The sequence below is a fragment of the Halomonas sp. genome (assembly GCF_052095765.1).
Lineage (GTDB): Bacteria > Pseudomonadota > Gammaproteobacteria > Pseudomonadales > Halomonadaceae > Halomonas.
On the sequence record NZ_JBQDJZ010000027.1, the window covers coordinates 20,078 to 27,736 of the forward strand.

The 7,659-nt window shown below is 60.4% G+C and carries 5 protein-coding genes and 1 pseudogene; all 6 read right to left on the reverse strand.

Translation table 11 applies throughout. The features are described from left to right. Positions 1 to 41: 41 nt before the first annotated feature. Positions 42 to 2,876 (reverse strand): isoleucine--tRNA ligase, encoded by a 2,835-nt coding sequence (ileS, locus tag ACTH3D_RS05510; RefSeq protein ID WP_441666062.1) that lies wholly within the window; start codon positions 2,874 to 2,876, stop codon positions 42 to 44. Between the two features lie 11 nt (positions 2,877 to 2,887). Further along, entirely contained in the window at positions 2,888 to 3,919 is a 1,032-nt protein-coding gene (gene ribF / locus ACTH3D_RS05515) for a bifunctional riboflavin kinase/FAD synthetase (protein ID WP_441666063.1), read from the reverse strand. Positions 3,920 to 4,071: 152 nt separating this feature from the next. After that, positions 4,072 to 5,619 carry a murein biosynthesis integral membrane protein MurJ gene (gene murJ, locus ACTH3D_RS05520; protein ID WP_441666068.1) on the reverse strand — a complete coding sequence of 516 codons (1,548 nt, stop codon included), beginning with the start codon at positions 5,617 to 5,619 and terminating at the stop codon, positions 4,072 to 4,074. Positions 5,620 to 5,805: 186 nt separating this feature from the next. Continuing rightward, positions 5,806 to 6,072 (reverse strand): 30S ribosomal protein S20, encoded by a 267-nt coding sequence (rpsT, locus tag ACTH3D_RS05525; RefSeq protein WP_441666064.1) that lies wholly within the window; start codon positions 6,070 to 6,072, stop codon positions 5,806 to 5,808. A 228-nt stretch (positions 6,073 to 6,300) separates the two neighbouring features. Then, positions 6,301 to 7,440 carry a glutamate 5-kinase gene (proB, locus tag ACTH3D_RS05530; RefSeq protein WP_441666065.1) on the reverse strand — a complete coding sequence of 380 codons (1,140 nt, stop codon included), beginning with the start codon at positions 7,438 to 7,440 and terminating at the stop codon, positions 6,301 to 6,303. 23 nt (positions 7,441 to 7,463) lie between these two features. Next, positions 7,464 to 7,659: pseudogene (obgE, locus tag ACTH3D_RS05535) on the reverse strand (GTPase ObgE); the annotation flags it as partial.

The following is a 7,659-nucleotide window of genomic DNA, read 5'->3' on the forward strand; positions in this document are numbered from 1 at the left end:
TGCCGCCCACCTCATGGCTTTCCGCCTCATGCTTACCTGGCTTATGCATAGTGACGCGTCTCACCCTTGCCGTCCGGCAGGTTACTCACGCAGCGGCCGCACAGGTCATCATGGCCGGCATGCTGGCCCACATCCGGGCGGTGATGCCAGCAACGCTCACACTTGTTGTATTCACTGGTGGCTACGGCAACTTTCAATCCCTCAAGTTCCGTGGCCTCAGCACTTTCGCCCTCTGCCAGAGGCGCCAGATGCACTTCGCTGGTCAACATCACGAAGCGTAGCTCATCGCCCAGCGCTTCTAGCGTGCTGTGCAGGCCGTCATCCACATAGAGCGTGACTTCGGCAGCCAGGCTGCCCTTGATGACCTTGGCATTCCGGGCGTCTTCCAGACACTTGTTCACCGCCTGTTTAACATTGAGCACCCGCTCCCAGAAGTCGCGCCCCATGCCAGCATTCTCAGCCAGAGTGCCAAGCCCAGTGTAGTACTCCTCAAGCAGCACACTGTCTGCGCGGGAGCCCGGAATATTCTCGAAGATCTCTTCAGCGGTGAAGCTGATGATCGGTGCGACCCAGCGTGCCAGCGCCTGAACCACATGATAGAGCGCGGTCTGGGCGCTGCGGCGTGCCACCGAGTCAGCCTGGGTGGTGTACTGGCGATCCTTGATCACGTCCAGGTAAAAACCGCCCAGCTCCCGGGCACAGAAACCGTGCACCTGCTGGTAGACATCGAGGAAGCGGTATTCTTCATAGGCCTTCTGGATACGCGACTGCAACTGGGCAGCGCGATCCACCACCCACTGGTCAAGCGCTAGCATGTCATCAAACGCCAGCGCATCGCGCTCAGGATCAAAGCCGTTGAGGTTGGCCAACAGGAAGCGCGAGGTATTGCGGATGCGACGGTAGACGTCCGCAGTGCGCTTGAGGATCTCGTCGGAGACCGCCATTTCACCGGAGTAGTCGGCAGACGACACCCACAAGCGCAGAATGTCAGCGCCCAGCTTGTCCATGACTTCTTGGGGCGCGACCACGTTGCCCAGCGACTTGGACTGCTTGCGGCCTTTCTCGTCCACGGTGAAACCGTGGGTTAGCAGCTGGCGATACGGCGGATGCCCATCGATGGCTGAGCCGGTCAGTAGCGACGAATGGAACCAACCACGGTGCTGATCCGAGCCCTCCAGATACAGGTCCGCGCGCGGCCCCTGCTCATGCCCGTAAGGATGCGAGCCACGCAAAACGTGATAATGGGTGGTGCCGGAGTCGAACCACACATCCAGGGTGTCGGTAACTTTGTCGTAGCTGTCGGCCTCATCGCCCAGCAGCTCGGCGGGGTCAAGACGGAACCAGGCATCGATGCCCTCAGCCTCTACGCGTTTGGCGGCTTCTTCCATCAACTCGACAGTGCGCGGATGCAGCTCGCCGGTCTGCTTGTGCAGAAAGAACGGGATTGGCACGCCCCAGTTGCGCTGGCGCGAGATACACCAGTCCGGACGATTGGCGATCATGGAATGCAGCCGCGCCTTTCCCCAGGCCGGGGTAAAGGCCGTAGCATCGACACCTTCCAGCGCTTTTTCGCGCAGGGTGCGGCCATCGTGTCCGGTGAGATCCATGCCGACAAACCACTGCGCGGTGGCACGGTAAATCACCGGCGTTTTATGCCGCCAGCAATGCATGTAACTATGGGTGATCGGCTGATGCGCCATCAGGGCATCCACTTCATCGAGCTTGGCGACAATCTGCAGGTTGGCTTTCCAGATCATCTGCCCGCCGAAAAACGGCAGGTCGTCGGCATAGACGCCGTTGCTGCCTACCGGGCTTTCGATATCATCGAAACTCATGCCGTGGGCACGGCAAGTGATGAAGTCATCCACGCCATAGGCCGGCGCCGAGTGGACGATGCCGGTGCTACCCACCTCGGACTCCACGTAGTCGGCCAAATAGACCGGCGAGCGACGCGCGTAAAACGGGTGCTCAAACTCGATCAGATCCAGCCGCTCGCCGCTGGCCGTAGCGATAATGTCGCCCTCCAAGCCAAAACGCGCCAGACAACTCTCGACCAGCTCCTCGGCCAACAACAACACACGACTGCCCACATCCACCAGCGCATAGGTGAACTCGGGGTGCACGTTGAGCGCCTGATTGGCGGGAATGGTCCAGGGCGTTGTAGTCCAGATGACCACGGCGGCAGGCTTGGCAAGCGAGGTCAGGCCAAAGGCCGCGGCCAGCTTTTCAGGCTCGGCACACGGGAAGGCCACATCGATGGCATCGGACTGCTTATCGGCGTACTCGACCTCGGCCTCGGCCAGTGCCGAGCCGCAATCGAAACACCAGTTGACCGGCTTGAGACCCTTAAACACATAACCGCCCTTGACCATCTCAGCCAGGGCGCGGATTTCCCCGGCCTCATTGGCGAAGTCCATGGTGCGGTAAGGGTTCGCCCAGTCCCCCATCACGCCCAGGCGGATAAATTCCTGGCGCTGCTCGTCGATCTGCTCAGTCGCGTACTCGCGGCACAGCGCGCGCGCCTGCTGGGGCTCAAGCTGCTTGCCATGGGTGGTTTCAACCTTGTGCTCGATGGGCAGACCGTGACAGTCCCAGCCCGGCACATAGGGCGCATCAAAGCCCGCAAGATTCTTCGACTTGACGATAATGTCCTTGAGGATCTTGTTCAGCGCATGCCCGATATGGATGCTGCCGTTGGCATAGGGAGGGCCATCATGGAGCACAAACAGCTCACGACCGGCGCGCTCTTTGCGCAGACGGTGGTAGATGTCCATTTCCTGCCACTGAGCCAGCCGCGCAGGCTCGCGCTTGGGCAGCATGCCACGCATGGGAAATTCGGTTTCTGGCAGATTCAGAGTGTGTTTGTAGTCGCTCATAATCCTGGAGGTCAGCCGTCGTCATGGTCGGCGGGCAAGTCCGCCGGGGAGTCGGAAGTCGCGGCTTCGCGCGCCAGCGGCGCCGATGCCAGAGGAAGAATATCTTGTGCAACCCGGGCTTCGGCAAACAGCTGCCGAGCGCGCTGCTGGTCACGCTGTATCTGGGTGCGCAGCGCGTCAATTCCGTCAAATTTCATTTCGCCGCGCAACTTGGCGCAGGGTATTACCGTCAAGCGTTGGCCGTACAGATCGCCGTCGAAATCAAACAGGTGCACTTCGAGTATCGGCCGCTCACTGCCCACCGTAGGACGCCAGCCGATATTCATCACGCTGTCGAACCGCTGGCCATCAGGCAAATCAGCCACTGCCGCATATACGCCCTTCAGCGCCATGGGCCGCTGTAACTGGGGCAAATTGGCGGTGGGCGTGCCGATAGTACGACCCAACTGGCGGTCACGCACCACGCGTCCGCTCAGCTGATAAGGGTGACCCAGCATACGCGCGGTCTGGGCGAAGTTACCGCTGGCCAGCAATGTCCGTACCCGGGTACTGGACACGCGCTCGCCATCCAGCAGAAAGGTCCGGGTATGTTCAACCGTGAAGCCGAGCTTGACACCCGCCCGCTGCAGCAGCGAAAAATCGCCTCTGCGATCACAGCCAAAGCGGAAGTCATCGCCCACTACCAAGTGGCGCACGCCAAGCCCCTCAACCAGCACCCGGGCAATGAACTCATCAGCAGTCAGGCTGCGCAGGGCATCATTGAACGGCAGACACAGCACCTGATCCACCCCCTGGTCGCCCAGCAGCTGCAGCTTGTCGCGCAGACGGCTCAGCCGCGGTGGTGCTTGATCGCCGGCGAAAAACTCACGCGGCTGGGGCTCGAACACCACTACACATACCGGCACGCCCAGCGCACCGGCATGCTCACGTAGCTGCTCGAGTATCGCCTGATGGCCACGGTGCACTCCATCGAAATTGCCGATAGTGGCCACGCAGCCGCGATGTACCTCGCGCAGATTATGCAGTCCCCGAATCAGTTGCATGGACGTTATTGCCAGGTTACCAGGTGAATAAAATCGTCAACGCCATCAGAGAGTGGGCGATAAACCGAGTAAAGGCGTCAATTATAGCGGACCACAGCCGCCTTGACAGCCGATCAGCATCGGCCGATACCGCGCTGCTTCAGCTAAGGGACTCAGTTGGCGATACGAAACTGCCTCAAACGAACGCCGAGTGCGGCCAGCCAGGCAAAGTATATCGCTGCACCAGCCACAACCAGCAGTAACAGCCAGCCGACCCGATGCCATAGCGACCAGTCCAACCACTGCTGCCAATCCGGCGACAGCCAGCTGAGGCCAACACCCATCAGCACACAGCCGCCAATCAGCTGCACACCGTAACTCTTCCAGCCTGGCTGAAAAACCAGCACCCCATCACGGCACAGCAGCCAGCCCAGCAGCCCGGCATTAAGAAACGCCGACATCGCCGTGGCCAGTGCCAGGCCCGCATGGGCCAGCGGCCAGATCAGTATCAAGTTAAACACCATGTTAGCGACCATAGCCACAATGCCGATCTTCACCGGTGTCTTGGTGTCCTGGCGCGCAAAGAAACCCGGCGCCAGCACCTTGATCATCATGAACGCCACCAGCCCCACCGAATAGGCGCGCAGGCTCATCGCCGACATGCTGATGTCATGATCTGTCATGGCACCATAGTGAAACAGCGTGATCAACAGCGGCTCAGCCAATATCGTCAGCGCCAGCGCGGCCGGCAAGCCAAGCAGCAGCACCGCCCGAATCGCCCAGTCCAACATGGCAGCAAAATGCTCGGTTGACTGATCAGCATGGCGCTTGGACAGCGCCGGCAGAATCACCGTACCAATGGCGATACCGAACACCCCCAGCGGCAGCTCAACCAACCGGTCGGAATAATACAACCAGGACACACTGCCCGCGGCCAGCAACGACGCCAGCACCGTGTCCAGCAGCAGGTTGATCTGCGACACCGACACGCCAAACAGCGCAGGCGCCATCAACTTCATGATGCGCCGCACACCTTCATGGGCAAAATTCGGCCAGGGCTTGGGCAGCAGTCCCAGCCGGGTCAGAAACGGCACCTGAAACAGCAGCTGGGCAGCACCTGCAATCAGCACACCCCAGGCCAGCGCCATAGCTGGATCACCCATCAGCGGCGTCAGTAACAGTGCCGCCCCGATCAGCGACAGGTTAAGCAGCACCGGCGTGAACGCCGGCACGGCAAAACGATTCCAGGTATTGAGCACGCTGCCGGAAAACGCCGTCAACGAGATCAGGAACAGGTAGGGAAAGGTCAACCGCAGCATGTCAGCTGTTAGCGCCAGCTTTTCCGGGTCGCGCGAAAAACCCGGCGCAAAGGCCCATACCAACCAAGGTGCAGCAAACATCGCCAACGCCGTGATCAGCAACAGAACCACTGCCAAGCTACCCGCCGTGGCATCCAGCAACTCACGCACTTCTTCCTTGCTGCGCTGGGTAGCGTACTCCGACAACACCGGAACGAAGGCCTGATTGAAAGCGCCCTCGGCAAACAACCGGCGCAGGAAGTTCGGTACCTTGAAGGCCACAAAGAAAGCATCGGCACCTGAGCCGGCACCGAACAAGGCGGCAATCACCACGTCCCTCGCCAACCCCATGACCCTCGACAGCATGGTCATGACACTGACCACAATACCCGAGCGAACCAACCCTCCACGCCGATGCGTCAGGGCAGGCTCACTCGCGCCAGCCGCTGAGGGCTGGGGTGGCTGGGCTTGTTTACTCAAGGCGCATCCTTTTTCGCCAGACAATAAGATCTTGTGCAGCAGGAACCCATGAACACAAAAAAACCGGCCGTAGCCGGTTTTCATTGGCATACCCGCATCAAAGCGGGCACCCAGAGGCGTCCGGCGTGCTCAGGCAGCCAGTGCCTTGACACGCTTGTTCAAACGACTCTTCAGACGGGCAGCCTTTTTCTTGGACAGCACATCCTTGTCGGCAATGCGGTCAATAACCGGCTGCGCCTGCTTGAAGGCTTCCATGGCAACGGCATGATCACCGCCGTTAATCGCTTTGATGACGCGCTTGATATAAGTACGAACCAGGCTACGCTGACTGGACTTCAGTACACGACGGCCTTCTGACTGCCGGGCGCGCTTCTTGGCTTGCTTGCTATTAGCCACTGACTGTCTCCTTGGAGAAAGTTGTCACCGTCATCGTTACGACGGCATATGATAAGTATTTGACTCAACAGGGAAATACAAAACTCCCCGCCGAAATGACCATCTTGCCGATCGCGCTTAAACTGCGCAATCGTACGGGCCGTGTCTGAGAGGATGGCGCATCCTATCACGCCAAACGCCCGCCCGCCAGCCTTGTCAAGCGCACTGCTTGCATCAGCGACACTCAGCCTAAAGCATGACCAAGTTGTCGCGATGGATCAGCTCTGGACCTTCCATGTAACCAAGTATCGCTTCAATACGCTGACTGGACTGCCCCAGCAGCTTACGTGCATCAGCGGCGCCGTAATTAACCAGCCCCTTGGCGATACGCTGACCGCCCTCATCGAGGCACAGCACCATATCGCCGCGAACAAAATCACCGCTCAGCGCCTTGACGCCCACTGGCAGCAGGCTGGAGCCACTGCTGCTCAACACCCTGACTGCGCCAGCATCCAGCGTCAGGCTACCGCGCACCTGCAGCTGGCCGGCCAGCCAGCGTTTGCGTGCCGCAATGGGTGCCTGATCTGGCGTCAGCAGGGTTCCTAAGGGTTCGCCATCGGCCAGCCGTATCAGCACATCGGGTTGGCGACCGCTAGCAATCACTGTCACCGCGCCAGAACGCGCCGCCAGACGCGCCGCCCGCACCTTCGTGCTCATGCCCCCACGCCCCAACGCACCGCCACCGCCAGCCACTGCCGCCAACTGCGGATCGCTGGCGCGGCCTTCGGCGATCAGCTGCGCACGCGGATCATGCCGCGGATCAGCATCAAACAACCCTTCCTGATCAGTCAGGATGATCAACGCTTCGGCTTCAAGCAGGTTGGCCACCAGAGCCCCCAAGGTATCGTTATCGCCAAAGCGGATCTCATCGGTGACGACAGTGTCATTTTCATTGATCACCGGCACCACGCGCAGCCCAACCAAGGTGCGCAACGCCGACCGCGCATTGAGGTAGCGCTTGCGGTTGGAGAGGTCATCGTGTGTCAGCAGCACCTGGGCGGTAATCAGGCCATGGCGCTCGAAATGCCCTTCGTAGCATTCGGTAAGGCCGTTCTGCCCCACCGCAGCGGCCGCCTGAAGCTGATGCACAGCAGAAGGTCTGACAGCCCAACCAAGCCGCACCATGCCAGCGGCCACCGCGCCGGATGACACCAACACCACCTCAATTCCGCGCCGGTGCAACTCGGCAATCTGATCGACCCAGCCACCGATGGCGGGCTCATCCAGGTCGCGGCCATCATTGGTCAGCAGCGCGCTACCAATTTTCACCACTACCCGACGCATGTGTCTCAGGGCTTCGCGCCCGGGAACCTGGTCCTTGCTCGCCATCCTGCCCTCGATTCTGGGAACGCTCAGGGTGCGTACTCGATTTTGACGTCATAGTCGTCATCGTCGAAGTCATCATCGTCGTCACCTTCATCGACGCGCCTGCGACGCTGGTGGCCAAGGCGGGCTTCAGTCCGCGCCACAGCCTCGTCTTCCATGCGCCGCCGCATTTCCTGCTCATGCTCAGCAGCTTCTTCATCCTCATTCTCGAGCTGGCGCTGC

What these genes read in the sequence shown, in the direction of transcription:
- ribF (WP_441666063.1), bottom strand. Translation starts at nt 3,919, where the DNA reads ATGCAACTGATTCGGGGACTGCATAATCTGCGCGAGGTACATCGCGGC.
- ileS (WP_441666062.1), bottom strand. Translation starts at nt 2,876, where the DNA reads ATGAGCGACTACAAACACACTCTGAATCTGCCAGAAACCGAATTTCCC.
- proB (WP_441666065.1), bottom strand. Translation starts at nt 7,440, where the DNA reads ATGGCGAGCAAGGACCAGGTTCCCGGGCGCGAAGCCCTGAGACACATG.